Genomic DNA, 1,521 nt, shown 5'->3' with positions numbered 1-1,521 from the left:
CTCCTTATCAATACCAACTATTGCCAGTTGCCATTCAGTGTAAGAATCAGATATCTCAGAAAAAGCCTCCAATAAAAGATCATAGCCTTTTTGCTTAAGCTTGGTTCCGACTGCCAAAATAATTTTCTTTTCAACTGTTACAAACTCATCAGGATCGATGATGGGAGAATGTGCAGTGATTGGCCACTTTACAGAGTTGGGGATAACATGAACATTTCGAGATTTTGTATGAGTTTGCAACCATTTTAGAGTCTTATCTGTCTGAGCAGCATGACCATCTGCCAGCTTGTAAGTTAACTTTCTCAAACAACTCCAAAATGAGCTTACTGTTTTTCGGGCAGGATAATTTCTTTCTGAAACGATGACTTTTGTCTGCAATCCAATACAAGCCAGAATGGCCATCACAGAAGAGTTTGTCATCATGCCGATAAGAACATCTGGCTGAAGGAATTTAATGTTTTTTCGAAGTATAAGAATACGTTCAATATTGGCGGTTAACTTTCTGAAACCGTTATTCTCAAATGCCATTGCTAAAGAAACACGGTTAACACCTTCGGGTAACTGGTGAAAATCATTTTTATCATCAGTCATCGTGATGACCGTGACGCGATACGAATTTGCCGATAGATAACCAGCTAATGTAACGGTAACGCGTTCAGCTCCACCATTGGCGAGAGATTGGATAAAGATGCAAATATGTTTCATAAGGATTTGTAGATATGAAGCATTTCGTTGACATGAGAAGTTAATGAATATTTTGACATAGCCGTTTCCTTAGCATGCTCTATCATTTTATTCGTCTTCTCAGGATTATTTTACCACCTCTGCTATCGCTTGTAACATGGCTTCAGTATTCCCCAAAGGTACTAGTCGACCATTGACTCCATCAATAATAATTTCTGTATGTCCCCCGTTTGCCGTAGCTATAACTGGTGTTTCCAACAACATGGCTTCAATTAAAGTTCGTCCCAAACCTTCATTTTCTGCAGTGGAAATCAGTGCATCACATGCTGCGATATAGGGCTCAATTGGAGAACGTGTACCCATAACAAAAACGCGATCTTCAAGACCAAGCTCGGAAATTCTATCTATAACAACAGTATTTAAAGGTTCTCGCGCTTCACCGAACATCAGGAAAACCATTGGTTGAGAATTATTAGTCTTTGCCAATGCTGCAAGCTCAACAACATCTATGGGTCTTTTTCGCTCTATCCAATTTGCAAACCAGCCAATAAATACCGAATTATCAGGCAGCTTCATTTCATGAATCAAAGCTTTTTTAGTTAAAGTGTAAGAGACGTCAATATCGATATTGACCGGGTTTTCAATAATTTGTGCACGATCTGCCATAAATTTCGACACATTGTGTTTGCAGAAATTAGAAATAGTGACAACCTTATCTGCAAAAAGTGAAAAAACGCCATAACGAAAATATGGGCAGACCGTGCGTTGGTGCCATATAAAACGACAACCTGCTAACTTGGCAGCAAATAGCCAAGTTAAATGCATTCGTTGATCGTT

General features: G+C 39.0%; 2 protein-coding genes. Both read right to left on the bottom strand.

Annotated features, from left to right (window positions below; all coding sequences use genetic code 11):
• Positions 1-705, bottom strand: a 705-nt coding sequence (locus tag A9E74_RS13735) for a glycosyltransferase (protein ID WP_141696836.1), incomplete at its 3' end; no start/stop codon positions are given.
• Positions 706-810: 105 nt separating this feature from the next.
• The coding region (locus A9E74_RS13730; protein WP_218104336.1) for a glycosyltransferase at positions 811-1,521 on the bottom strand (711 nt) is incomplete at its 5' end.

Source organism: Methylophaga muralis (assembly GCF_001720165.1).
GTDB lineage: Bacteria > Pseudomonadota > Gammaproteobacteria > Nitrosococcales > Methylophagaceae > Methylophaga > Methylophaga muralis.
Note: the sequence above shows the minus strand (reverse complement) of the source record. Positions and strands in the feature narration are given on the sequence as shown.